The organism is Ruegeria sp. CRTD044 (assembly GCF_059613485.1).
The window spans coordinates 237320-258274 of record NZ_JBXWSP010000004.1 but is presented as its reverse complement, the minus strand read 5'-3'; the positions used below and the strand labels follow the sequence as shown (position 1 = coordinate 258274).

General features: G+C 59.6%; 26 protein-coding genes. 12 read left to right on the top strand and 14 right to left on the bottom strand.

Annotation, left to right across the window (positions count from 1 at the left end):
• The first annotated feature begins 405 nt into the window (after window positions 1–405).
• On the top strand, window positions 406–1281 hold the full coding sequence (locus AC2FNL_RS04180) for a hypothetical protein (protein WP_496832594.1): 876 nt from the start codon (window positions 406–408) through the stop codon (window positions 1279–1281).
• Window positions 1282–1305: 24 nt separating this feature from the next.
• Here the strand turns inward: AC2FNL_RS04180 and AC2FNL_RS04175 are convergent, their stop codons facing one another.
• Window positions 1306–1572, bottom strand: coding sequence for a DUF2312 domain-containing protein (locus AC2FNL_RS04175; protein ID WP_093962669.1), 267 nt, complete (start codon window positions 1570–1572; stop codon window positions 1306–1308).
• A gap of 165 nt (window positions 1573–1737) precedes the next feature.
• Here AC2FNL_RS04175 and AC2FNL_RS04170 point away from each other — a divergent pair, with 165 nt between their 5' ends.
• Window positions 1738–1956: a hypothetical protein gene (locus AC2FNL_RS04170; protein ID WP_093962670.1), complete on the top strand. Its 219-nt coding sequence runs from the start codon at window positions 1738–1740 to the stop codon at window positions 1954–1956.
• 9 nt (window positions 1957–1965) lie between these two features.
• Here AC2FNL_RS04170 and AC2FNL_RS04165 read toward each other — a convergent pair whose 3' ends face one another.
• A complete protein-coding gene (locus tag AC2FNL_RS04165; protein ID WP_170337604.1) occupies window positions 1966–2181 on the bottom strand; it encodes a hypothetical protein in 216 nt (71 codons plus the stop codon).
• A 269-nt stretch (window positions 2182–2450) separates the two neighbouring features.
• Here AC2FNL_RS04165 and AC2FNL_RS04160 point away from each other — a divergent pair, with 269 nt between their 5' ends.
• Complete coding sequence (locus tag AC2FNL_RS04160) at window positions 2451–2882, top strand: protein tyrosine phosphatase family protein (protein ID WP_093962671.1); 432 nt, start codon at window positions 2451–2453, stop codon at window positions 2880–2882.
• 9 nt (window positions 2883–2891) lie between these two features.
• Here the strand turns inward: AC2FNL_RS04160 and AC2FNL_RS04155 are convergent, their stop codons facing one another.
• The 5 genes from AC2FNL_RS04155 to AC2FNL_RS04135 all read right to left on the bottom strand — a co-directional run bounded on the left by AC2FNL_RS04155 (window position 2892) and on the right by AC2FNL_RS04135 (window position 8804).
• Window positions 2892–3989 carry a FliM/FliN family flagellar motor switch protein gene (locus AC2FNL_RS04155; protein WP_496832591.1) on the bottom strand — a complete coding sequence of 366 codons (1098 nt, stop codon included), beginning with the start codon at window positions 3987–3989 and terminating at the stop codon, window positions 2892–2894.
• Between the two features lie 77 nt (window positions 3990–4066).
• On the bottom strand, window positions 4067–6745 hold the full coding sequence (locus AC2FNL_RS04150; protein ID WP_170538983.1) for a sensor histidine kinase: 2679 nt from the start codon (window positions 6743–6745) through the stop codon (window positions 4067–4069).
• Window positions 6733–7053: a hypothetical protein gene (locus tag AC2FNL_RS04145; RefSeq protein ID WP_496832589.1), complete on the bottom strand. Its 321-nt coding sequence runs from the start codon at window positions 7051–7053 to the stop codon at window positions 6733–6735. Before AC2FNL_RS04145 ends, AC2FNL_RS04150 begins: the two co-directional genes overlap by 13 nt.
• The gene (locus AC2FNL_RS04140; protein WP_093962675.1) at window positions 7050–7430 is read right to left on the bottom strand and encodes a response regulator transcription factor; all 381 of its coding nucleotides are present in this window, start codon (window positions 7428–7430) and stop codon (window positions 7050–7052) included. The genes AC2FNL_RS04145 and AC2FNL_RS04140 overlap by 4 nt, the downstream gene beginning before the upstream one ends.
• Window positions 7431–7508: 78 nt before the next feature.
• Complete coding sequence (locus AC2FNL_RS04135; RefSeq protein WP_170368784.1) at window positions 7509–8804, bottom strand: helix-turn-helix domain-containing protein; 1296 nt, start codon at window positions 8802–8804, stop codon at window positions 7509–7511.
• Between the two features lie 220 nt (window positions 8805–9024).
• On the opposite strand from AC2FNL_RS04135, the gene AC2FNL_RS04130 reads away from it, so the two are divergent.
• The 4 genes from AC2FNL_RS04130 (at window position 9025) to aat (ending at window position 12252) form a co-directional block, all read left to right on the top strand.
• On the top strand, window positions 9025–9561 hold the full coding sequence (locus AC2FNL_RS04130; RefSeq protein WP_496832587.1) for a LuxR C-terminal-related transcriptional regulator: 537 nt from the start codon (window positions 9025–9027) through the stop codon (window positions 9559–9561).
• Window positions 9562–9710: 149 nt separating this feature from the next.
• Window positions 9711–10208, top strand: coding sequence for an acetyl-CoA carboxylase biotin carboxyl carrier protein (accB, locus tag AC2FNL_RS04125; protein WP_093962678.1), 498 nt, complete (start codon window positions 9711–9713; stop codon window positions 10206–10208).
• Between the two features lie 9 nt (window positions 10209–10217).
• Window positions 10218–11564 carry an acetyl-CoA carboxylase biotin carboxylase subunit gene (gene accC / locus AC2FNL_RS04120; RefSeq protein ID WP_170337595.1) on the top strand — a complete coding sequence of 449 codons (1347 nt, stop codon included), beginning with the start codon at window positions 10218–10220 and terminating at the stop codon, window positions 11562–11564.
• A gap of 55 nt (window positions 11565–11619) precedes the next feature.
• Window positions 11620–12252, top strand: a complete 633-nt coding sequence (aat, locus tag AC2FNL_RS04115; RefSeq protein WP_496832584.1) for a leucyl/phenylalanyl-tRNA--protein transferase — start codon at window positions 11620–11622, stop codon at window positions 12250–12252.
• On the opposite strand, the gene AC2FNL_RS04110 is transcribed toward aat, so the two are convergent.
• From AC2FNL_RS04110 to AC2FNL_RS04085, 6 genes are all read right to left on the bottom strand, one after another.
• A complete protein-coding gene (locus AC2FNL_RS04110; RefSeq protein WP_170338043.1) occupies window positions 12216–12575 on the bottom strand; it encodes a DUF2155 domain-containing protein in 360 nt (119 codons plus the stop codon). The genes aat and AC2FNL_RS04110 overlap by 37 nt on opposite strands.
• Window positions 12572–13024 (bottom strand): outer membrane lipid asymmetry maintenance protein MlaD, encoded by a 453-nt coding sequence (gene mlaD / locus AC2FNL_RS04105; RefSeq protein ID WP_170338041.1) that lies wholly within the window; start codon window positions 13022–13024, stop codon window positions 12572–12574. The genes AC2FNL_RS04110 and mlaD overlap by 4 nt, the downstream gene beginning before the upstream one ends.
• An 11-nt stretch (window positions 13025–13035) precedes the next feature.
• Window positions 13036–13419 carry an NADH:ubiquinone oxidoreductase subunit NDUFA12 gene (locus tag AC2FNL_RS04100; RefSeq protein ID WP_093962683.1) on the bottom strand — a complete coding sequence of 128 codons (384 nt, stop codon included), beginning with the start codon at window positions 13417–13419 and terminating at the stop codon, window positions 13036–13038.
• A gap of 79 nt (window positions 13420–13498) precedes the next feature.
• Window positions 13499–13861, bottom strand: coding sequence for a RidA family protein (locus tag AC2FNL_RS04095; protein WP_170338037.1), 363 nt, complete (start codon window positions 13859–13861; stop codon window positions 13499–13501).
• A 64-nt stretch (window positions 13862–13925) separates the two neighbouring features.
• Entirely contained in the window at window positions 13926–15194 is a 1269-nt protein-coding gene (gene clpX / locus AC2FNL_RS04090; protein WP_170337591.1) for an ATP-dependent Clp protease ATP-binding subunit ClpX, read from the bottom strand.
• A 136-nt stretch (window positions 15195–15330) separates the two neighbouring features.
• Window positions 15331–15963: an ATP-dependent Clp protease proteolytic subunit gene (locus tag AC2FNL_RS04085; protein ID WP_093962686.1), complete on the bottom strand. Its 633-nt coding sequence runs from the start codon at window positions 15961–15963 to the stop codon at window positions 15331–15333.
• A gap of 353 nt (window positions 15964–16316) precedes the next feature.
• On the opposite strand from AC2FNL_RS04085, the gene AC2FNL_RS04080 reads away from it, so the two are divergent.
• Window positions 16317–16652, top strand: coding sequence for an ArsR/SmtB family transcription factor (locus AC2FNL_RS04080; protein WP_093962687.1), 336 nt, complete (start codon window positions 16317–16319; stop codon window positions 16650–16652).
• A gap of 56 nt (window positions 16653–16708) precedes the next feature.
• On the opposite strand, the gene AC2FNL_RS04075 is transcribed toward AC2FNL_RS04080, so the two are convergent.
• Window positions 16709–17770 carry a zinc ABC transporter substrate-binding protein gene (locus AC2FNL_RS04075; RefSeq protein ID WP_496832579.1) on the bottom strand — a complete coding sequence of 354 codons (1062 nt, stop codon included), beginning with the start codon at window positions 17768–17770 and terminating at the stop codon, window positions 16709–16711.
• Between the two features lie 91 nt (window positions 17771–17861).
• Between AC2FNL_RS04075 and AC2FNL_RS04070 the strand changes: the two genes are divergently transcribed.
• The 4 genes from AC2FNL_RS04070 (at window position 17862) to AC2FNL_RS04055 (ending at window position 20086) form a co-directional block, all read left to right on the top strand.
• Window positions 17862–18341: a transcriptional repressor gene (locus tag AC2FNL_RS04070; protein ID WP_093962689.1), complete on the top strand. Its 480-nt coding sequence runs from the start codon at window positions 17862–17864 to the stop codon at window positions 18339–18341.
• Window positions 18338–19081, top strand: a complete 744-nt coding sequence (locus tag AC2FNL_RS04065; protein ID WP_496832577.1) for a metal ABC transporter ATP-binding protein — start codon at window positions 18338–18340, stop codon at window positions 19079–19081. The genes AC2FNL_RS04070 and AC2FNL_RS04065 overlap by 4 nt, the downstream gene beginning before the upstream one ends.
• Window positions 19081–19875, top strand: coding sequence for a metal ABC transporter permease (locus AC2FNL_RS04060; protein ID WP_496832575.1), 795 nt, complete (start codon window positions 19081–19083; stop codon window positions 19873–19875). The genes AC2FNL_RS04065 and AC2FNL_RS04060 overlap by 1 nt, the downstream gene beginning before the upstream one ends.
• A 73-nt stretch (window positions 19876–19948) precedes the next feature.
• The gene (locus AC2FNL_RS04055) at window positions 19949–20086 is read left to right on the top strand and encodes an entericidin A/B family lipoprotein (protein WP_093962692.1); all 138 of its coding nucleotides are present in this window, start codon (window positions 19949–19951) and stop codon (window positions 20084–20086) included.
• The last annotated feature ends 869 nt before the right edge of the window (window positions 20087–20955 follow it).

Here is a 20955-nt window from a genome sequence, read left to right as displayed (position 1 = left end):
AACGGGCAACCACTCCTACCTTGTCAACCCACTGTGATTACATGGCTATCGAAAGACCTGTAATTCCATTGAGCCGATGGCGCTGTGATTAGGTGAAAGCCTCAATAAAGGCAAGCGGGTTTGCGACGGAATTTTGCAACAACATGCGGAAAATCTGCGCCACATCAAATCGCCTCGATCATCTGCAACACAGACGCCGCAGATGGGTATGCAGCAACGACGATTTCGAGGCATCTCGACCCAGTCGTTTCTGGCGCTGTTCTGTTCTTTGAGCTTGAACCACAATCAAGTTTGGACGTTCTCAGGCAATCTTTATCATTGCGAAAGAGTGGCAGGTTTGACTGTCGATCGTTCAACCTGTAACCCCGGAACGTACTCAATCGAAGGGCAAGGACAGCGGTCGACATGCATGTGGCCATTCACTCCGGTGTGGTTTTTTCAGACGGGGGGCTCCTGCTCAAATCGCTTCAGGCGAATGCCAAAGTATTGCAGGAAAACGGCATTGTGCTGTTTGGTCCGCGCCGGTTCCGGAAGGCATTCAAGACGCCGCTGAATGCACTGGACGAAGGCAAGCTGACACCAGATGCCTACGAGCGCTTGAAAGCCCAAATTCCTGACGATCCGGAAACCGGCCGGGTGGTCATGAGCACTGCGGACTTCATCGGAGAACTGAACAGTGCCATAAAGGACGGCCAATTCTACCCCTATGCAGGTCGTCGGCTGGCTTTGCTTGATCAGGCTTTCGAAGGACACGAGGTCGAATTGTTTATCGGGCTGCAGAATCCGGGCAGCTTCATTCCCAAGGTATTGATGGCATTGCCGGACGAAACCCGCGAGAGCATTCTGGCGTCAACGGACCTGAGCTGCCTGAGTTGGCTGACCCTTATCGAGGATATTCACGATCTTGCCCCCGCCGTCTCCATTACGGTCTGGGCCAATGAGGAGTGCCCGCTGATCTGGGGAGACATTATCCGCAGCCTGTGCGGTCTGAGCGCCGACATACCGCTGACCGAGGAGTTTTCGCTGCTATCTTCGCTGGTTGACGCAGACGGCAAACGGGAGATTGAAGAAATCCAACAGCAGGTCGGGCACGCGGACCCGACCCTCCTGCACGAGCGCCTCGCGGCCGTCTTTTCGCAGCACGCCTTGCCGGAGAGAGTCGAGGAAGAACTGGACTTCCCCGGGTGGAGCGCCGAAATCCACGAGGCGTTTTCCGAGCTTTACACGCAGGATCTGGAACGGCTCAAGAAACTGCCAGGCGTTCGGTTTTTGGGTCGATGACCGAAGCCCCCGAAGGCCCGAGACTTACATGCCGAGGGCTTCTTTGTACATTTCCAGCACCGCTTCTTCTTCGGCGATATCGTCTTTGTCACGCTTGCGCAGCGCGATAACCTTGCGCATCACCTTGGTGTCGTAGCCACGTGCCTTGGCCTCAGCCATCACTTCCTTCTGCTGGTCAGCGATGTCTTTCTTTTCGGCCTCCAGGCGTTCGAACCGTTCGATGAACTGGCGCAGCTCGCCTGCGGTCACGCGATAGTTCGCGGCGGCCTGGTCTTCAGTCATGTCTTCCATATGCGTCTCTCCCAAGTGGAAATCTCTTTAGCCGGGGTCACGGGCAACATGTCGGATACCGTGCCGGCGGGGCAGCCGCAAGCGAACAATAGGGTTGCTTGCCTTGTGCCGCCGGCAACGATCCGCTAAGCGCATCGGCAGCGAAACAGAACGATGCGGGGCGCAATGTTCGAGGTGTTCATCTGGGGAGGCGCCAGCCTGTCATTGGCCGGGCTGGCAGGATTGGTCTGGTGCATTCTGCGCGTGATGAAGGCTCGTCGGTCAGGCTTGACTGACGACGAATTGCGGGCTGCCGTTCAGCGGGTGCTGCCTTGGAACATGGGCGCGCTGTTTCTGTCCGTCATAGGACTGATGCTGGTTATACTTGGCATATCGTTCGGCTGACCGCCGGTGTCAGATCGGCATATTGTCGAACTGAGCTTCAACCGCATCTTCGATCAAGGCAGCGTCCAGCCGTCTGAAGCGCGATGGTACGCTCATACCTTGAGCGCGCATGCGTTCAATCACCTTCGTGACGCTGGGCTGCAGTGCCAGCCGGGTTTCGAGATTTGCCCCGTGCAGTTTCCGCTCCAGCCGCTCGGCTTCGAAATATAGCTCGTTCGTGGTCATGGCCATCCTCCCAAATGCTGCCATCCTGCCTGATATAGGTAACAGGATTGAGACCAACACAGGACCCGCCCAATCCCAGCAAAAAATCGCCCGCTCGCTATCAGGCGACCGGCACTGGGCCGCGAGTCGATCGAATATTAACCTGATTTCCACCAAACTGCCTTGACAGACATCAATCCGCAAAAGCCGCAATGGAAGAAATCGCATTGCGCAAGTACCTTCACGCCGTGGAACTGGACAGGGCTGACTCTGCGACTTAAGAAATCGGAATGGAGATTCGACAGATCACGCCCCGCTATTTCGTCTCGCCTCAGATCACGGTCGAGGATGTGCCCGCCATCGTTGCCGCCGGCTTCGTCAAGGTCATCTGCAACCGGCCGAATGTCGAAGTGCCTGCCGCCATGCAATCCGAGGTAATCGGCCAGGCCGTGCGGGATGCGGGTCTCGAGTTTGAGGTGCTTGAACTGACGCACCAAACCATGACGCCCGAGAACGTGGCACGGCAGCGCGACCTTGCCGAGTCTTGCGAAGGCCCGGTTCTTGCCTACTGTGCCTCGGGCACCCGCTGTTCTGTCGTTTGGGCCCTTGGGCAGTGTGACACAATGAGCCCTGATGAAATTCTCGAAGCCACGGCAAAGGCGGGCTACGCGCTGGACGGTTTGCGGCCGGCATTGGTGCAGATGCGGGCTGCGAACACCTGATTTCATACGTCAGTCGTTGGGTCGTTCCACAGGAGCAGGAAGACCCGCCAACTCGGATATCTCGGACGCGAGGCGGTCGGTGCTTGCTTGCGCGAAGTCTTCATCCGCTGCGGATTGCGCATGCGATCGGTCTTCGGCAACGGCGTCCTGACGCGACAATTCAACATCTGCCATTTCAACCGGCGCGTCCCTTCGCTTGTGCTCGATAAAGCTCTGCGCTTCGGGTCGTGTTGGGGCGGGTGGCTGCAGAAATTCGTTAATCCGCACGGCCCGTTGACCGCCACATTGGCCCAGACGTCCTGTAGTGGCCTGGTTCCGATCAATCGCGGCAATGTCGATCCGATCAAGTCGCGCGCCCGCAAGTGGCAGCAGATCCCCGATGCCCAGATCCGACAGCGTTGTCAGCGGAAGATGCATCCGACAAATCACCGCGTTGAGTTCGGCCCGAACCACGCCTGCAGCTTGCGACAGGGTCTTGAGCGGTTCCAAATCTGCGTGTTTGGCCTGCCCCTCGGCCACCGAGATTTTCGGCAGCAGGATGAGGACCGTTCCCTGCCGCACACCGCCCTCGAGTTCAACCGTGAACTCGAACGCATCATACCTGTCCTCGACCAGTGCCAAAGAAAGCGTGCGCCGATCGACCGCCCTTGAGACGAACTCATATCCATTCAGGCGGGCTGCATCGCTTTGATCATCGACCAGTTTCCGGGCCCGTTCCAGCATGTCCTCGACCAACGGGACCACCATTGCCGCATCGGTGTCGGTGAGGGCGCGAGGCTGGGGTGGGTCCGCGAGTACTTCGCCCATTGTCTGCTTCTGGATGACTGCCGAGACCAAACTGACGTCCAAGACAAGACTGGCCACCCTGCCCTCTTTGGTCGCGAACAGCAGAAACATCTGACCGTCTTCCAGCCCGCTCGTGACGACTTCCTGGCATTTGCTGGCCTGTTTCGCGCCAATGACAGATGCTGATAGCTTGAACCGTTCGACCGCAGCACGGGCAATCGCAAGGCGCAATGCCCGCAGCAGCGCCCGGGATCTGCTGCCCGTCCCCTCTTGTCCTGCCGACAATTTGCGCGCCAAGGCCGCGCTGACAGTCTTTGACATTGCAACGGTCCGCCAGTTTCGATTCTGCTCGCTACTGGTCTAGCCCATTGTTCGTTACGAATACCTTTACTTGGCCGTTACTGAGCGGCCTGGCGGTGCGGCAATGGCAGGCTCACGCGGAAAGCTGCGCCGCCCTGCCCGGGCAGATAGGTGATTTCTCCTCCAAGCCGGTGCATGATCTCACGGCAAATTGCCAGTCCAAGACCTGCACCGCCCGCCTTGTCGAATCCGACCCGCGCGAATTTCTCAAAGATCATCGACTGGGCGTCCGGCGGGATGCCGCTGCCGTTGTCGACAAAGTCGATCACCGCCTGGCCGCCGACATCATGGGCTGAAATCGTCAGGACCGGCTCGGGCGCGTCACAGTATTTCTGTGCGTTCGAAATCAGATTGATGAAGACCTGCCCCAGGCGATCCAGATCGGAATGCAACGCGATGCGCTCGGCAGACAGATTGCGGCGAATGGTCAAAGGGCTGTCCGCCCCGGCCATAGTCGTTGAAACGGCCCGATCCAGAACCGTTCGCAAGCTGGCATCACCCATATTCAGGCTGACCTGACCGTTTTCCAGTACGCTCAGGTCCAGCAGGTCATCCAACAGCCGCGTCAGGCGCAGCGCTTCGTCATGGATGATCGTTGCATAACGCCGAGAATCCTCAGCGCTCAGCCCGTCAGTGTCCCGCATGATCTCCGAGAAGGCACGAATGGACGTCATCGGAGTGCGCAACTCGTGGCTGACCTGCCCCAGAAAGGCATCTTTCTGACGTGAGATCTGGGTCAGTTTTTCGTTGGCCTCGCGCAGTTTGCGGGCCGTACGGCTCAGTTCGGCCGACTTCGCCTCAAGCTGGCTGGAGTATTCCAGCAACTGCGCAGATTCATCGGCCACCGCCAACAGATCCTCGACTGAAACGGACGAACCTCCGACGATCTGCCCGATCATGGCATGAGCCGTGGCCGCACCGACCGAGCCGCTCAATTCGCGTTCCAGCCGTTCCAGAAAACCCGGCGTAGGCTCGGGCCAGCGCCCGCGCACACCCTGCTTTTCCGCCTCGGCCTGAAAGAAATCCTGAGCAGGACCGGCCCCGAGGATCCGCTGGGTCATGATCATCAGGTCTTCACTCTGGGCAACGGATCCCGTCCAACCGCCAGGCGCGACAGAATGATCAAAAACATTGACGAACTGCGCCCCCTGCAATCGTTCAAGCGGGCTGGGAAAGCTCAGAAGTGACGCGAGGCAAAAGGCCAATGTGTTCAGTGACAGCGACCACAGCACCGTGTGGGTCATCGGGTCCAAACCATCAAGGCCGAACAACGCTTGAGGACGCAGCCATCCAAGACCGAAAGGACCGTTTTCGATGACCGAGGCGGACATGACACTGCCGCCCATTCCCGGCAGCAGCAGCGTGTAGATCCAAAGGAAGAACCCCACGCTCAGCCCTACAAGGGCACCTGTACGTGTCGCTCCGCGCCAGAACAGGCCGCCAACCAGCGCCGGCAGGATCTGCGACACACCTGCAAATGCCACCAGGCCGATCGAGGCCAGTGCGGCGCCGCCACCGGACATACGATAGTAGAAGAACCCCAAGGCCATGATGGCGGCAATCGACACCCGGCGCGCCATCAGCACAACGTTTCGCACATCGCCCGACATGGAACTGGCGTTCTCGCGCGTATTCAGCCAGATCGGCATCACGACGTGGTTCGAGACCATGGTCGACAGGGCCATCGCCGTCACGATGACCATCGAAGTGGCCGACGAAAAACCGCCGATGAAAGACAGCATCGCCAGCCAGTCATTTCCCTGTGACAGAGGAACCGTCAGCACGAAAAGGTCCGGATTTGACCCGGCCGGCAGCAGATCCAGCCCGACGACCGCAATGGGAACCACGAAAAGGCTCATCAAAAGAAGGTAGAGCGGGAAAGCCCAGGCCGCCGTTCTCAGGTGGCTCTCGTCGTCATTCTCGACGACCATGACCTGAAACATTCGCGGCAAGCAGACAAAAGCAGCCGCCGACAGGAAGGTAATGGCCATCCAGCGTCCGGTATCGACGTTCCAACGCCCGATTTCCGACGCGTCGATCCGCTCCATCATAGGCGTGACGCCTCCGGCCACCCCCCAGACGACAAAGATGCCCACCGCCAACAAAGCGAACAGTTTAACGACGGATTCCAACGCGATGGCGGTCACCACGCCATGGTGCCGTTCATTTGCATCCAGGTTCCGGGTGCCGAACAGAATGGCGAACACGGCCAGACCCGCGGCCACCCAGAATACACTGGCGCCCTCGCGGTAAAGGCCCGAAGGGTCGGCCTCGGCAAAAATCGAGAAAGACAGCGTAATCGATTGAAGTTGCAGTGCGATATAGGGTGTGCCCCCCAGCACGGCGAGGATGGTCACACAGATGGCCAAGGTGTTCGACTTGCCATAACGCGATGAGATCAAGTCGGCGACCGATGTTACCCTCTGGCTGCGACCCACCCGCACCAGCTTGCGCAGCCCCCACCACCAGCTGATCATCACCAAGGTCGGCCCGAGGTAGATCGTCACGAATTCCAGACCGGACCGGGCCGCATTGCCAACCGCGCCATAGAAGGTCCAGGCGGTGCAGTAGATCGACAAAGACAGCGTGTAGATCAACGGTGACCGCAGCCATTTGCCTCGCCCCGCGGCGGCCATTCGATCGGCTGCAAACGCAACGCCGAACAAAAGCACGACGTAGCCCAGGCAAACAAGGATCAGGACGTTCAGCGTGGCCATTGCTCACTCTCTGCCGTGGACCCTTCCGAGGACGACATCCGCCGGGCGGCAAAGCCGAACAGAAGGCTAAACACGATCAGGGCGGCCCAGCATGTAAAGATATAAAGAATGGCCGACGACAACGGGACGCCAGAGTTTTCCGGCCCCGGATCCGGCCACAGCAGCGGGATGCAGATTAGACCCGCGCCGACAAAGGGCAGCATTCGGGCCGCATCGGCCAGCCTGCGGCGGCGGTAACTCTGCCGTTCCAAAAACACCGACGGACGCGGGCCTGTTGGGCGGGCTGGCTCGTTTTCCGGTGTGTTCATGACTGTGACGCCTGCGCGTGCAAATCACGCACAGCCGTCAGCACTTCGGTATTCGAGAACGGTTTCGTCATAAACCGGCTGACGCCTGCTTTTTCAGCCATCTCGCGGTCCCGCGACTGACCGCGAGCGGTCAGCATCAAAACAGGCAGGGCGCGCATCTCCTCGTGCTCGCGCAATTCGCGCAGAACATCCATACCGCTTTTGCCAGGCAGCATCACATCCAGAATGACCAGATCAGGCTGCGCAGACAGTATCGTTTGAACCGCGTTTTCACCTTCGGCATGGGTTTCGACCTGCCAACCTTCGCGGGTCAGCAGAAACCTGATTGCCTCCGTGATGTTCGGTTCATCCTCGATCAACAGAACCTTGCGGCTCATATGTTCACTTCCTCCCCAAGACCGGTCGCACCTCCAGCCACCTGCCAAGTGCAGATTAATCGCTGTGTCAGGAAACTGTCAAAAACCTTCACTCAAAATCGACGGCTCCCGCCGCGAGTCGCACGGCTTTCGGGGGCAGATCCTGCAGCTTGTGCCGACCTGTACCGGCAAGTCGGTGGCGGCGCCGGGCTCTTCGACCGGCAACACCAGCATCGCCGATCTGTAGACAGGCTCCTGTCCGAAAGCGCTGACGGGCTGAGGCCAGGCGATTGCAAAGCAGTCGAAATCCGCCGGCGTCCGGCCCAACAGGGTCACACGTTTTCGGATCGGTACAAGGGGCCGGTTCAGCGCGCTGAAGACCGGCCACAAAGGACAGGCTTCACCGTGGCGTGGCATCGCGAAACCAGGGACCGGCTTAAACAGCAAAATGCTTCCTGATGAATCGCATATGACCAAACCGGCCGGACGCGGCATGACATCCTCGGGCAGAAACGCAAGCCGTCGCAGGACTGTCGGCACTTCAACCGAAAACCGCGCGGCAAAACGCAGAGGATCAACGCCGTCGACCTCCAGTGCCTGCGAAACCGCTTCCAGCGGCATGGCCCGGGCATCCGCCGCATAGGCGTCGAGCACCTGACGCGCGACAGATCTTGAGGCGGAAGAGGCCATCTCGGCCTGTGCTAGGGATACCGGGTCCTGTCCTGACTCAAGTTCCGGCAAATGAAACCCGCGCTTCTCCAGAAATGCCTCGACCTCCTCCATCGGCAACCCACGCCTTTCGCCGGTGTCCTCGCTTTCGTCCAGAAAGGCGACCAAAGCCTTTGAGCTTTCGGCCAGACGTTCGGCATCCTGGTGCAAGTTGCGGTGGAATCTGTCGCGCCACTCGGCCTCGATCTCGCCCGGTTCGGCCAGGATGGCGGCTGTCGACCGAATCGCTGCCGCTGCAGACAGGACTTCGTGCATGGATGCCGCAAGGTGCGGGTCATGGGTCAGCCGGTCTGACAGGGTTTCCACGGTACGTTCCAGCGAAACCACCCGACGATGCATCTGTGCCAGTACAGCGGCCCAGCCGGGAAACCGGCCAGCGAATTCATCTAGCGCCTCAACCTCGGCCTTTTGGCCGACCGCATCCGCCGCTGCTTCACGAAGGGCCGCGATCAGCGTCGCCTCGACCCCCTGCGTCAAAACCGAAGGCTCAACGGACAAAGCCGAAGCGATATCGACCAGAAGTTTGCCCCCGATGCGCCGCCGATTGTGCTCGATCAAGTTCAGATACGACGCCGAAATGCCGACCTGTCGCGCCAGCTGGGCCTGACGTAAGCCCGAGATTTGCCGCCTTTCGCGGATACGGCTGCCCGTCAATGAATCACGCATGGTGCCCCCGCCGAAACGTGTTCGAGTTACTCTCGAAACGATCCCGTATTTTCTGAATACTTCATGAATTTATATAGTTTACGCTGCCCTTTTCAAAGCAGTTTTACAACCTTGACAACGTCGTGGCTTTCGCCGGGCCCTGATCGCTTTCGGACGCCAAATCAATCCTGCGCTGCAATGCCCTCTTCTATTCCGGCCGAATTGGCGGCACGATAGGCAAATGAGTGATCCGGCCTTCGAATACGCACCTATCGGGCTTGTCGAGCTTGAAAACCGCATCATCCGGCGGTGCAATTTGCAGTTTGCCCGGACATTCGGGGGCCACGAATCCGACTACCGCAACCTGCCTTTGCTGCACCTGTACCCATCCGTTGCCGATTGGGAGAGAATTGGCGCACGAAGTCTTCAGGTCATGCGGGACACCGGCTACTACACGGACGAGCGGGTCATGCGCCGCCGCAACGGCGACTTGTTCTGGTGTCGCGCGCGCGGCCGGTCGCTGACACCCGATGACCCATTCCGCCATGGAATCTGGAGCTTTTCCGACATTTCCGAGGAACGCCCACTGGTCGAATTGACCAAACGCGAACGTGAAGTCGCGATCCTGTCCTGTCGCGGCCTGTCGGCCAAGGAAATCGGCGTCGAACTGGGGCTCAGCTACCGGACCATCGAAGCCTACCGCGCCCGGCTGCTCGAGAAATTCGGCGCGCGCAAGCTGCCGGAACTGGTCGCCAAACTGTCCGGCACGCCGCTCTGACCGTCGTGGACCCTGTCGATAACGCAGAAACCGGGGCAGAACGGCCCCAGTCGGCGCTTTTCATGGCCGCGCGGTTGCCTTATAACGCAGCGTAATTGACCAGAGCCCGCGCAGACAGACGGGCCAAAGGGGAACCTTCGAGGACACTCATGACAGACAACAGACACGAAGCGGATGTGACGTTCATCAAGGCACTGGCCGAACTCTTGCGCGAAAACGACCTGACCGAGTTGCAGGTGAAACGAGAATATGGCGAAGAAGACAGCCTGAACGTCCGGGTCAGCCGAGTGAGCCCGACCGCCGCGCCTGTGCAAGTTGCCGTTCCGGCACCCGCTGCCGCGCCGGCACCTGTCGCAGCCCCCGCTGCTGCCCACGCCGAAGCACCCGCTGCCGTCGAGGACCCGGCGAGCCACCCCGGCGCGGTGACCTCGCCCATGGTTGGTACCGTCTACATGCAGCCGGAACCCGGCGCGTCCCCGTTCATTGCCGTCGGCGCATCTGTTTCCGAAGGCGACACGCTGCTGATCGTCGAAGCGATGAAGACCATGAACCACATCCACGCCCCCAAATCCGGGACCGTCAAGCGGATCCTGGTCGGGGATGGCGATGCTGTCGAATTCGGCACTCCTCTGGTCATCATCGAGTAAGGCGGGCCCATGTTCGACAAGATCCTGATTGCCAACCGAGGCGAGATCGCCCTGCGTGTGATCCGCGCCGCTCGCGAGATGGGGATTGCGACGGTTGCCGTGCACTCGACCGCCGACAGTGACGCCATGCACGTGCGCATGGCTGACGAGTCCGTATGTATCGGACCGGCACCCGGCCCCCAAAGCTATCTCTCGATGCCCGCGATCATCTCGGCCTGTGAAATCACCGGCGCCCAGGCGATCCACCCTGGCTATGGCTTTCTGTCCGAAAATGCCGAGTTCGTTCAGATCGTCGAGGACCACGGCATCACGTTCATCGGCCCCACCGCCGAACACATCCGCATCATGGGCGACAAGATCACCGCCAAGGACACCATGAAAGAGCTGGGCGTTCCCTGCGTACCGGGCTCGGACGGCGGCGTTCCGGATCTTGAGGCCGCCAAACGCATCGGTGAAGAGATCGGCTATCCGGTCATCATCAAGGCCACCGCCGGTGGCGGTGGACGCGGCATGAAAGTCGCGCAGACCGCGGCCGAAATGGAAAGCGCCTTCATGACCGCGCGGGCCGAGGGCAAAGCCGCGTTCGGCAATGACGAAGTCTATATCGAGAAATACCTGACCACGCCCCGCCATATCGAGATTCAGGTCTTCGGCGACGGCAAGGGCAATGCGGTCCATCTGGGCGAGCGCGACTGTTCGCTGCAGCGCCGTCACCAGAAAGTATTCGAAGAGGCCCCGGGCCCCTGCATCACTCCTGAGGAGCGCGCCCAAATCGGCAAGGTCTGCGCGGATGCGGTCGCCAAGATCAACTATATCGGCGCGGGTACGATCGAGTTCCTGTATGAAAATGGCGAGTTCTATTTCATTGAGATGAACACCCGCCTGCAGGTCGAACACCCTGTGACCGAAGGCATTTTCGGCGTCGACCTTGTTCGCGAGCAGATCCTTGTTGCGGCCGGAGAACCGATGTCGTTCGGCCAGGACGATCTGGAGATCAACGGCCACGCGATCGAAGTGCGTATCAACGCCGAAAAGCTGCCAAACTTCGCGCCTTGCCCCGGCAAGATCACGGCGTATCACGCGCCGGGCGGCCTGGGTGTCCGGATGGATTCGGCGCTGTACAACGGGTATTCGATCCCGCCCTACTACGATTCGTTGATCGGCAAGCTGATCGTGCACGGGCGCGACCGCCCGGAAGCGCTGGCACGGTTGAACCGGGCCTTGGGTGAGTTGATCGTGGACGGTGTAGACACGACGGTTCCCCTGTTTCATGCACTTCTGCAGGAACCCGACATCCACAGCGGCGATTACAACATCCACTGGCTGGAGCACTGGCTTGCGGAGAACATGGCCTAGTATCGACCAAGCCGCGAGAGCACGCGCTCTCGGGCTTGTCGCCGCGGTGTGAGCCATGGGCCTGACGCCTGACCTGCTGTTGCACGGCTATTCCATCGGCATCTTCCCGATGGCCGAACACAGGAACGACCCGGATCTTTTCTGGGTCGATCCAAAGCTGCGGGGTGTATTCCCGTTGGACGGGTTTCACATCTCCCGCAGCCTTGCGCGACGCATCCGGAACTGCGGATTCTCCGTGACCATAAACCGGAATTTTGCAGCCGTCGTAGACGGATGCGCGGACCGGGCGGACACCTGGATCAATGAAGAACTGCGCAGGCTCTATGCGCAACTGCACCACTCGGGCCGCGCCCATTCACTTGAGGTTTGGGAGGGCGAGCAGATTGTCGGCGGCGTTTATGGCGTTGCTTTGGGTGCGGCATTTTTCGGGGAAAGCATGTTTTCGCGCCGTACCGATGCGTCAAAAATTGCGCTCGCCTATCTGGTCGACCGATTACGCCAGACAGGTTTTCAACTGTTCGACACACAATTTCTGACGGCGCACCTGGCTTCGCTGGGGGCGATCGAAATCCCCAGACAGCAATACCGCCAACTTCTGGATCAGGCCACTGCTGCCAGCGCAGATTTCACCGCCGAGGTGTGTCAGACCCCTCAGGGGGTGATACAGCGGATCACCCAGACGTCGTAGCGCGAGTGATCCAGGGCGTTGAGCGCCGGGGACGTGGCGATCATCCAGCCGTCGAACAGCTGGTCGGCCTTTCCCTTTTCCCAGATCGTAAGATAGGCAAACGCGTCACCGGTCGGGTTTTCAGACGGATACCGGCAATCACCCAAGGCGACATCCAAGCCGAAAATTTCGACCGTTTCACCGGTCGGCACCTGCACGTCCACCGTCTGACCGCTGACCTTGTCGAGGCCGCGCAGCATGGCCCCCGGTCCCGAGGAAACCTTCTGCTGCGCGCCTGCCGTCGTCGCGGCCAGCAGCAGCGCCATCCGGGCGGCACGCATCATTCGCTGCCATCCCCGGCCACGAACTTGACCAGCAACGAGATCAGGCTGACGGCACCTTGCGTGTCTTCAATCTGATCGCCCGGCTCAAAATAGAACGGAGAGCCGCCGGGCATGACCTCGACGAAGTTGCCCCCCAGGAGGCCTTCGGACGAGATCACGATCGCGCTGTCATCCGGAATCTGGATGTTATCGGCAACCGAAATCGTCGTATCGGCCCGGTAGGTTTCAGGGTTCAACTCGACATCGGTCACGGTGCCGATCTTTACACCCGCGAGGCGCACATCCGTGCCCACCGCCACACCTTCAAGCGACCGAAAGGACGCCTCAAGGTGATAGCCGCCGTTTTCACGCGACCAACCCGTGGACTGGCTGGCATAGACGCCAAAGGCCAATGCACTGGCCAGCACGACACCGCCGACAAGAACTTCGGTCATGTTGTGGGTCGACATTTGGATCTCGCTTATTCCGGGCTCCAGGCTTCGTAGTCCTTGCGCTCGATCGGATCGGGACGGCGCAGGGACCCCGCCGGCACATAGGCCATCGCGGTGCCCGTCAGATTTTCCTGATGCGGCTTTTCCCAAGCCTTGTGTGGCAGTGGCTTGTCGGTCGGAGGCTCATCCCAGGTGCGGTGCAACCAGCCGTGCCATTCCGGGTCGATCCGGCTGGCCTCGGCCTCTCCATTGAAGATCACCCACCGTTTGCTGTCATCGGCGTTGCGATAAAACACGTTGCCCTGATCGTCCTCACCCACCTTGATACCTTTGCGCGCAGTGTAGATCTGCGTGTTCAGAGTGGCCCCGTTCCACCAGGTCACGGCCCGCAAAAGAGTGTTCAGGATTCCCATCGGCTGCCTCCGGCATTTCTGTCCATGCAGATATGGACCAAAGCCGAGCAGAGGTCCAGAGCCACAAATACCGCACCCACTACTTGGGCAAGAATGCGGTGACCTCGATTTCGATCCGGTATTTTGGATCAATCAATCCGCATTCGATCATCGTCGCAACAGGCGGGTTGGCACCGAACGTCTCAGCTAGGACCGGCCAGCACGCTTCAAATTCGCGGCGATCCGGCAGCATGTAAGTCACGCGCACCACGTCGGCAAAAGAGGCGCCCGCCTCTGCCAAGGCGTTGCCTATGATCGTCAGCGCCGAGCGGCATTGGTCGACGACGCCCTCGCCCTGCCCGACCGTTCCGGCAACATGGACCCAGCCACCCGCAACAACGGCCCGGCAGTAGCCGACCTTGGCTTCGAACTCACCCCCCGAAGAAATACGCTGGATCGTCATGACACCCTCATATGAAAACGGCGCGGACTTTGCCGCGCCGTATCTGCATTAAATTTCAAACAGTTCAGCCGGCAGATGCCGATTCCGGCGCGGCATCCGCATAGATGATCAGCGGCTGCGCGTCCGACGTCACGGCCTCCTCGTTCACGACCACCTTGGTCACGTTCTTCATGCCAGGCAGTTCGAACATCGTGTCCAAAAGAATGTCTTCCAGGATGGAACGCAGGCCGCGGGCACCGGTCTTGCGTTCGATCGCCTTTTTGGCAATCGCCGCAAGCGCGTCGTCGGTAAAGTCCAGTTCGACGTTCTCCAACTCGAACAAACGCTGGTATTGCTTGACCAGCGCGTTCTTGGGCTTGGTCAGGATGGTGACAAGCGCGTCCTCATCCAGGTCCTCAAGCGTCGCCAGAACCGGCAGACGTCCAACGAATTCCGGGATCAACCCGAATTTCAGCAGGTCCTCAGGCTCGAGATCCTGGAAGATCTCGCCCACACCGCGCTCGTCATTGTCGCGAACATCGGCGCCAAAGCCCATGGCCGAGCCCTTGCCGCGCTGCGCAATGATCTTGTCGAGGCCGGCAAAGGCGCCGCCACAGATGAACAGGATGTTGGTGGTGTCCACCTGCAGGAATTCCTGCTGCGGGTGCTTGCGCCCGCCCTGCGGCGGAACGCTGGCCACGGTGCCTTCCATCAGCTTCAGCAGGGCCTGCTGCACACCCTCGCCCGACACGTCGCGGGTGATCGAGGGGTTTTCAGATTTACGAGTGATCTTGTCGACCTCGTCGATATAGACGATGCCGCGCTGCGCGCGTTCGACATTGTATTCGCTGGCCTGCAGCAACTTGAGGATGATGTTCTCGACATCCTCGCCCACATAACCGGCTTCGGTCAGTGTGGTCGCGTCTGCCATCGTGAACGGCACGTCCAGAATCCGCGCCAGCGTCTGCGCCAGCAAAGTCTTGCCGCAACCGGTGGGACCAATCAGCAGAATGTTCGACTTGGCGAGTTCAATGTCACCACCGGCCTTCTGCGCGTGGTTCAGACGTTTGTAGTGGTTGTGCACCGCAACCGACAGGACACGCTTGGCCCGAGCCTGACCGATGACATAGTCATCCAGCACCTCGCAGATATCTTTGGGGGTGGGCACACCGTCCGAGGATTTCAGCCCGCTGGCTTTGGTTTCCTCGCGGATGATGTCCATGCACAGTTCGACGCATTCATCACAGATGAACACGGTCGGTCCAGCAATAAGCTTACGCACCTCATGCTGGCTTTTTCCACAGAAGCTGCAGTAGAGCGTGTTCTTGCTGTCGCCGCCTGAATTCGTCGCCATGTTCTACCTTTCGGGCTCCATCCCTGCGGCCCGGATCCGGACCGCGCTTGCCGCCTGTCCGTGCAGCTTAGGCCAGCACCGGGGCAGCTACAATGTCAAAATCGCACCCCGCACCCGCTGGTGCGGGGTTTCCGCATCACGCTTCGGTTGGTTCGGATTTGGAGCGGCTTTCGACGATCTCGTCGATATGGCCCCACTCTTTTGCTTCTTCCGGGCTCATGAAATTGTCACGGTCCAAAGCCTTTTCAATGGCCTTTTTCGACTGTCCGGTATGCTTGGCATAGATATCGTACAAACGATCCTTCAGCTTCTGCGTTTCGGCCGCGTGAATCATGATGTCGCTGGCTTGACCCTGGTAGCCACCGCTGGGCTGGTGCACCATGATGCGGCTGTTTGGCAGCGAGAAGCGCATCCCCTTCTCTCCACCCGCCAGCAGGACCGACCCCATCGAAGCTGCCTGGCCGATCACCAATGTCGAACATTTTGGCTTGATGTACTGCATTGTGTCGTAGATCGACAGACCGCTGGTCACGACACCGCCGGGCGAGTTGATGTAGATCGAGATTTCCTTGTTCGGATTCTCGGCTTCCAGATGCAGAAGCTGGGCTACGATCAGGTGGCTCATCCCGTCATGGATCGGGCCATTGATGAAGATGATCCGCTCCTTCAGCAGGCGCGAGAAGATGTCATAGGCCCTTTCGCCGCGGCTGGTCTGCTCAACGACCATCGGGACGAGCGTATTCATGTAGGTGTCAACTGGATCGAACATTCGGAACCTGCCTGCTTTGGTGTGAACCGGGACCATACCCGATGAGAAGTTACATGAGTCTTAGTGTTGCCTTCGGGGGCCTGCAAGGGGCAGCGGACACGCGACGCCGATTGGGAAATACGGATCAGTCCGCATCGTCGGGATGCCGCAAAAACGAAGCGAACAACCGCTCGCGACACAATTACCCGGCTGTTTTTTTGCCTCGCCGCCATTCACAGCGCTTTCATCACGCCATTTTGATCCATACATATGGAAATATCTGATCATTCTGTATAGAAACTCAATTCGCTCAAGCGAAACTACAAAGGGAATACCCGCCCCACACTCACCAAGGGGCCAACAAGGACAAGAAGATGGCACTTCCCCAACTTTCCGAAGACATCTCGCGCGACGACATGGACCGGATGGCCGCTAACGCAACCCGCGCTTCGAATTTTCTGAAAGCGATAAGCCACGAGGGCCGGTTGATGATCCTCTGTCATCTGGTATCCGGCGAAAAATCGGTGACCGAACTCGAGTCACTGCTGTCCGCCCGACAGGCCGCCGTTTCACAGCAACTGTCGCGGCTGCGCCTTGAGGGGCTGGTCACGCCCCGGCGCGAAGGCAAGGCAATCTACTATCGCCTTGCAGACGACAGACCTCGCAAAATGCTGGAAACGGTGTACGAGTTGTTCTGCGACGAGGAATAAAACAGAAAACCCATTGAATGGCGAAGGGCGCAACAGATCGTTGCGCCCTTCTTTGTTCACGAGTTGCCGCTGCAGGCCTGGAAACTTGCGGCCATTGCGCGCAACAGGTCCGGATAAAGGGTTGGACCCGGCTCGAGCGCAACCCCGATCGGGTCAAGCACGATGATTTGTGCATCCACCCCCTCCGTCGCGGCAGAGATCAGGCGAGTGTCAAATTGCGGCTCAGAAAAAGCGCAATCAATGCCCTCTTCTTCAATCCGGGCCTTGAGCTCGGCCAGACGTGCCGGTCCGGGTGAGGCCGCGTCGCCCAGGCTCACGGTGCCCGACGATGCCAGATCGAACCGGTGTTCGAAATACTGGTAAGCGTCGTGAAAGGTGACAAACCGCGGCTCTGACTGTGCCAGATCCGCCCGGATCTCGGCTTCCAAAGCACTCAGGCCTTCAACCGCCTTGTCCGCATTGGCTTGGTACCGCGCAGCGTTGTCCGGGTCCTTCTCTGACAGAGTTTTGGCAATTGCCTGCACCCAGACGCGCGCGTTTTCCGGGTCCAGCCAGGCATGCGGGTCTACACCGTCGTGGTCATGCCCGTGGTCATGGTCATGTGCGTCGTGATCCGCGTGCTCTTCATGTTTCTGATGTTCATCGTGGTCCGCATGATCATCGTGTTCTGCATGATCCTCGTGATCATCGTGTTTCGCATGGTCATCATGGTCCGAATGATCGTCGTGATCGTCGTGGTCTGCATGCTCCTCTTCGCCCTCATGATGATCGGCCAAGTCGCGGAAGTCGTGCCGCACAGTTCCGGCCACCTCCAGCAACTCAACCTGCGTCGCTCCCTCGGACAGGGCGCCAAGTGGTCCAGTCATCCACGAGGTTAGCTCAGGGCCTACCCAAAAAACCACGTCGGCAGATTGCAACGCTCGCGCCTCGGACGGGCGCATGGCGTGATCATGAGGTGAGGCTCCGGGCGGAATGATCAGGGAAGGCTCGGCAACACCGTCCATGACTTGGGCAACCAACGCGTGAACCGGTGCGATATCGACGGCAACGTTGGGCGCATCAGCCGCCGCCTTTCCAGCCAGCACGACGCCGGCCAGCAACAAGAATTTTCGGGACATGTCACCTCCTGAAATGATATGTTATTACATTGCTGGTCGGCTTGATATTGCCCACGTTATAACATATCAAGCCAAAAATTTCGGAGCGCACATGAGCACAGTAGGCTTCAGGCATCACAATCATAACCACTGCATGAAAACCGCGCTGAGCAAAGCCGAGGAAAAATGCGCCAACCAGAAGCTTCAATTCACTCCGGTGCGCCGCCGCGTGTTGGAGATCTTGTTGGAGCAGCACAAGGCAATGGGAGCCTATGACATTCTGGCTATTCTGTCGGCCGAAGGCATGGGGTCGCAACCTCCGGTGGCGTATCGTGCGTTGGACTTTCTGGTGCAGCATGGGTTCGTGCACCGTATCGAGCAGATGAACGCCTACGCGGCCTGCGCCCACCCTACGCACGATCACGTGCCTGCGTTTCTGATTTGCCGGGCGTGCAAGGCCGTGGCCGAAACTGAAACCGAGCTGACTCAGGGCAGGCTTGGTGCTGCCGCCGACACATCAGGTTTCACCATTGAAAGGATCGTGGTCGAGGCCGAAGGTCTTTGCCCGGACTGCATTGGAACGCAGCCATGACGACCCCCCTCATTTCTCTACAGAACCTGTCGGTGCGCCTGGATGGCCGGCTCATTCTGGACAACGTATCAGCACAGATCGCCGCTGGTGAAATCGTCACCATTGTCGGTCCGAACGGTTCGGGAAAATCGACCCTGCTGCGCGCCATGATCGGGGCTGTTCCCGCGGCTCAGGGCACTGTTCGGCGCGCTCCGGGTTTGCGGATCGGCTACGTCCCCCAGAACCTTGCGCTGGACGCCGCCCTGCCGATGACGGTGCAACGATTCCTTGGCCTGCCGAAACGGGTTTCGGCCAGCAAGGCCAAAACCGCGCTTGAACTGGCGGGCGTGCCGGACTTGCGTGACAGACAGATGACCCGACTGTCCGGCGGTCAGTTTCAACGGGTCCTCCTGGCCCGCGCGCTGCTGGAAGAGCCCCAGGTGCTGCTGCTGGACGAAGCAACCCAGGGGCTTGATCAGCCCGGCGCGGCTGCCTTCTATGAACGCATTGAGCAAGTTCGAACGGACCTCGGCTGCGCTATAGTCATGGTCAGCCATGACTTGCACGTCGTCATGGCCGCGTCCGACCGGGTTCTGTGCCTGAACGGGCATGTCTGCTGTGAAGGGGCACCCCACATGGTCGCAGACGCGCCGGAATATCGGGCGTTGTTCGGCAGCGGAACGCGGGGCACGATGGCCTTGTACCAACACAAGCACAGTCATACCCACGATCACAATCACGCGCAGGATACGTCACACTGATGCTGGACGACTTCATGGTTCGCGCTGCCCTTGCAGGGCTCGGTGTTTCGATCGCCGCGGCACCGCTGGGGTGTTTTGTCGTCTGGCGGCGCATGGCCTATCTCGGAGAAGCCACTGCTCATTCGGCCGTATTGGGTGTAGCGCTGGCGCTCAGCTTTTCACTGCCGCTGCTGCCCGCGATCATTTCCGCTGCACTTGCCATGGGCTTGTCCGTCAGCCTGCTGCGCGGTCGCGGTTACGCCATGGACACGCTTCTGGGTGTGATTGCGCACACTGCACTGGCCGCTGGCTTGGTAACCGTGGCGTTGCTGTCCGATGTTCGACTGGACCTGAATGCCTTTTTGTTCGGCGACATCCTTGCCGTCACAAAGTCCGATCTGGCCACGATCTGGATCGGTGGCGCCACGATTCTGGCGTTGATGGTCTGGCGCTGGTCGGCCCTTCTGGTTTCGACGCTCAACCCGGACTTGGCTCAGGCATCCGGGATCGATCCGAAACGAGAAGAAATGTGGCTGACTCTGGCGATGGCACTGGCTGTTGCGGTCGCCATTAAAGTTGTCGGCATTCTTCTGATCGCGGCCCTGCTGGTCATTCCAGCGGCCGGAGCCCGCCCTTTGGCCCGCACCCCAGAAAGCATGGCTTTCACTGCTGCGATTATAGGCTCGACGGCGGCGTTGGGTGGACTGGGCGGTGCATATTGGGCGGATACACCCGCCGGACCAAGCATCGTTTGCGCGGCGGCGTTGATCTTTGTCGCGACGGCCATCCTTGGTCCCATCCTCCGCAAAGGCTGATCACCCAAAAAGGTTTGTCTGCGTTGCCTGAATGGTGCTACCGATTGGTAGTCGACCAACCAAGGAGATATCGATGATCCGCACTATTCTGATCGGGTTGAGCCTTTTGGCCCTGACGGCCTGTGAAACCGCAAAAGGCGCGGGCAAAGACATCGAAAAAGCCGGCGACGCCATCCAGGGCGCGGCGACGGACGTTCAGGAAAGCCTCTGACACCCGTCAGCATCTAGCGTACAGCGGTGCAGCACTACCAACATATGGTTGAAAGTTCCGGGCGACCGGACTATGGTCCCTGCCACAGGTGCATAGACGCGGTAATGCATTACTGACACGACTGCGGGGTTCTTGTGCAATTGCGCAAGAACCCCGTTCCCGTTCTGACGGGCGGTGAGTGGAAGCCTGTACGAAACCGAAATCGGCAAAAGGAAAAGGCGCCAGGTGCGCAGACGCGGTCTTTGCATGTGCCCTTGCGGACACCCCTGACGCCTTGCCGGGTCGACACGCCCGAGGGACGCCCCGATCCAGTTGCTTCAGCCCCCGAGGGGACCTCGCTGCCGCAAAGCACCTGATGGCGCTCTGCCGCCCGCTCTGGCCGTCTGAGAAGCTGACCGCTCAAGCCGGGCTTGCGCCCCTCCTGACTGGTCACCTACCGGTAAGCCCTTGCGACCCTACGAAAATCCTAAGATCTGCCTACGGTGCCAGGACCCCCTGACCTTTGCGTCCCGCCTTGGATCGTGATGAACCTTGGCGATGACTGAACCTTGGCACTCGCCCTCACATCCGGCAAGAAAATAGCACTGCAGCATGAAAAATAGCCGGGGATAAAATGTTGATATCCGGCTGGAAGACGATGTGGATAAGTCGGGAAATGATGAAACCGGGCTGGGTTGCGCTGGGAAAAGCCGAAGGTCGATTTCTCTCCGCTCAAATGGGCGATTTCTGCGGGTGCGAAGGGAGAATCCCGGCCCTCGTGGCGGACCCGGTGTGACAGATACGGGCATATCGCTCGAATCGCCATCGATGAGTCGCCACACGCAACGGTGAACGAACGTGCAGCCCACAAACTGAGAAGCGTTCCGACC

Bases quoted from the DNA above. Each gene is read 5' to 3' on its own strand.
- AC2FNL_RS04180 (WP_496832594.1), top strand. From the start codon at position 406: ATGCATGTGGCCATTCACTCCGGTGTGGTTTTTTCAGACGGGGGGCTC.
- AC2FNL_RS04175 (WP_093962669.1), bottom strand. From the start codon at position 1,572: ATGGAAGACATGACTGAAGACCAGGCCGCCGCGAACTATCGCGTGACC.
- AC2FNL_RS04170 (WP_093962670.1), top strand. From the start codon at position 1,738: ATGTTCGAGGTGTTCATCTGGGGAGGCGCCAGCCTGTCATTGGCCGGG.
- AC2FNL_RS04165 (WP_170337604.1), bottom strand. From the start codon at position 2,181: ATGACCACGAACGAGCTATATTTCGAAGCCGAGCGGCTGGAGCGGAAA.
- AC2FNL_RS04160 (WP_093962671.1), top strand. From the start codon at position 2,451: ATGGAGATTCGACAGATCACGCCCCGCTATTTCGTCTCGCCTCAGATC.
- AC2FNL_RS04155 (WP_496832591.1), bottom strand. From the start codon at position 3,989: ATGTCAAAGACTGTCAGCGCGGCCTTGGCGCGCAAATTGTCGGCAGGA.
- AC2FNL_RS04150 (WP_170538983.1), bottom strand. From the start codon at position 6,745: ATGGCCACGCTGAACGTCCTGATCCTTGTTTGCCTGGGCTACGTCGTG.
- AC2FNL_RS04145 (WP_496832589.1), bottom strand. From the start codon at position 7,053: ATGAACACACCGGAAAACGAGCCAGCCCGCCCAACAGGCCCGCGTCCG.
- AC2FNL_RS04140 (WP_093962675.1), bottom strand. From the start codon at position 7,430: ATGAGCCGCAAGGTTCTGTTGATCGAGGATGAACCGAACATCACGGAG.
- AC2FNL_RS04135 (WP_170368784.1), bottom strand. From the start codon at position 8,804: ATGCGTGATTCATTGACGGGCAGCCGTATCCGCGAAAGGCGGCAAATC.
- AC2FNL_RS04130 (WP_496832587.1), top strand. From the start codon at position 9,025: ATGAGTGATCCGGCCTTCGAATACGCACCTATCGGGCTTGTCGAGCTT.
- accB (WP_093962678.1), top strand. From the start codon at position 9,711: ATGACAGACAACAGACACGAAGCGGATGTGACGTTCATCAAGGCACTG.
- accC (WP_170337595.1), top strand. From the start codon at position 10,218: ATGTTCGACAAGATCCTGATTGCCAACCGAGGCGAGATCGCCCTGCGT.
- aat (WP_496832584.1), top strand. From the start codon at position 11,620: ATGGGCCTGACGCCTGACCTGCTGTTGCACGGCTATTCCATCGGCATC.
- AC2FNL_RS04110 (WP_170338043.1), bottom strand. From the start codon at position 12,575: ATGATGCGTGCCGCCCGGATGGCGCTGCTGCTGGCCGCGACGACGGCA.
- mlaD (WP_170338041.1), bottom strand. From the start codon at position 13,024: ATGTCGACCCACAACATGACCGAAGTTCTTGTCGGCGGTGTCGTGCTG.
- AC2FNL_RS04100 (WP_093962683.1), bottom strand. From the start codon at position 13,419: ATGGGAATCCTGAACACTCTTTTGCGGGCCGTGACCTGGTGGAACGGG.
- AC2FNL_RS04095 (WP_170338037.1), bottom strand. From the start codon at position 13,861: ATGACGATCCAGCGTATTTCTTCGGGGGGTGAGTTCGAAGCCAAGGTC.
- clpX (WP_170337591.1), bottom strand. From the start codon at position 15,194: ATGGCGACGAATTCAGGCGGCGACAGCAAGAACACGCTCTACTGCAGC.
- AC2FNL_RS04085 (WP_093962686.1), bottom strand. From the start codon at position 15,963: ATGTTCGATCCAGTTGACACCTACATGAATACGCTCGTCCCGATGGTC.
- AC2FNL_RS04080 (WP_093962687.1), top strand. From the start codon at position 16,317: ATGGCACTTCCCCAACTTTCCGAAGACATCTCGCGCGACGACATGGAC.
- AC2FNL_RS04075 (WP_496832579.1), bottom strand. From the start codon at position 17,770: ATGTCCCGAAAATTCTTGTTGCTGGCCGGCGTCGTGCTGGCTGGAAAG.
- AC2FNL_RS04070 (WP_093962689.1), top strand. From the start codon at position 17,862: ATGAGCACAGTAGGCTTCAGGCATCACAATCATAACCACTGCATGAAA.
- AC2FNL_RS04065 (WP_496832577.1), top strand. From the start codon at position 18,338: ATGACGACCCCCCTCATTTCTCTACAGAACCTGTCGGTGCGCCTGGAT.
- AC2FNL_RS04060 (WP_496832575.1), top strand. From the start codon at position 19,081: ATGCTGGACGACTTCATGGTTCGCGCTGCCCTTGCAGGGCTCGGTGTT.
- AC2FNL_RS04055 (WP_093962692.1), top strand. From the start codon at position 19,949: ATGATCCGCACTATTCTGATCGGGTTGAGCCTTTTGGCCCTGACGGCC.